Here is a 1,522-nt window from a genome sequence, read left to right on the forward strand (position 1 = left end):
CGGTGAATCAGCTTAAAGATAGGTTAAAAGCCCCCGATGTAGAGTGCTTGAGCAATGAGCAGCTCGTCAAGTTGATTGAAAATGAACTCGAAATGCTTGTGAATGTCCGCTCAACCAATGGGCAAGCGCTCCCGGTGTTCAACTTGACCATGATTATTCATTCGGTGGTGAGTAGTTGGAAAAACGAACTGTCTAAGGTTGGTGTCAGTGTTGAAATCGATGCTGAAGATGATGTTTTTATTCAGCTCAATGATTTTAATCTCGATGAGACCTTAAATATCTTGTTCGATGGCATCTTACGCCGTTGCTACCGAAATCAAACCGTAGTAATTCAATTGCTGAAAAGAGCGGGTATGGTGACGTTCTCTATGTTAGATCAAGGGGATGCCTATGATGCGTGTTCGAGTAATGCTACTTTCTTGGAAAATCTTAATAAACTGGTTGAGCTAAGCGGTGGTCAACTGAAGTGGTTCTGCTCCAAAGAAAGAAACTTGTTAGAAATAAGTTGGCGAGAGAGTAGCTCATTTGAAACTAGCCCTGTGGTTATGCCTGATGAGCAAGACGAGAGCGATATTGTAGGTAAAGACCCATGGTTAGCCAAAGTCGTTCAATTGGTTGAGGAGAACTATGCAGACCCTGAGTTTGGCACTTCGGCCGCCGCCAAAATGTTGTATGTCTCCGAGCGCAGCTTACAACGTCGGCTTAAAACTATGATCGAAAAAACCTTTACTGAATACCTTACGGAAGTACGTTTAGATACCGCATGTCGACGATTGTTAGCCGGAGGTAAGGTTTCTGATGTCGCGTTTGAATGTGGCTTCAATGACCCGTCATACTTTAGCCAACGATTTAAGCACCGCTTTGGTATGTCGCCAACACAGTTTGTCGAAGATCAAAGCCGTTATTAGCCATCAACTGCTCCCTATCTAGCTAGGTTGATCCTGTTCCCGTTTATCCCTATCAATGATATCCAATGCCATTTCTGCTATGTGTAGACGGTTTAGGGGCGTCTATAACTTCTCTGTACGACTTAATGAATATCGACTAGCGCCTATTACGACGGTTAGTTTCATCGACACGCTACCAAAATAGCTTCGGAGCATAGAGTACACTGGTTTAGAAATGCAGGTGCTTGGAGAAAAGAAGTATTAGTTAGGTATTTGGTAACAAGGGGAGAGAAGAAAAAAATGTCGTGGTATAGCCGGGGGGACTATACCACGGGTGTCAATGACACCTTCGCTTGCTGCCGGAGTGGTGCGCTATGCACCACCTCTGGAATTCAATCTTGTCGTGAGGCGTTCCCTCTCGATGCAAATAAATATAACTTCCTGGACTTATTTTACTTATAAAATTAACGCCAAGGTATCATGATAAAAGCGACCCTTTTTTAAGTAACTGTTTTATATTGGTAATTATCGGCTTTTATAATTTATGCAATGAATCTGTCAGTAAAACCTATAAATTGATCGGGCATTTTGACGGAATTGACGTTGGTGATTTTGACGTTTTTTGCAGTATGGAT

1 protein-coding gene is annotated in these 1,522 nt (G+C 42.6%); it reads left to right on the top strand.

What is annotated here, in order from left to right; translation table 11 throughout:
• A partial coding sequence (locus QTO00_RS19590) for a helix-turn-helix domain-containing protein (RefSeq protein WP_331426238.1) occupies positions 1-908 on the top strand: 908 nt, incomplete at its 5' end.
• Positions 909-1,522 lie beyond the last annotated feature (614 nt).

Origin of the sequence: Vibrio sp. M260118 (assembly GCF_036533755.1) — a bacterium.
GTDB lineage: Bacteria > Pseudomonadota > Gammaproteobacteria > Enterobacterales > Vibrionaceae > Vibrio.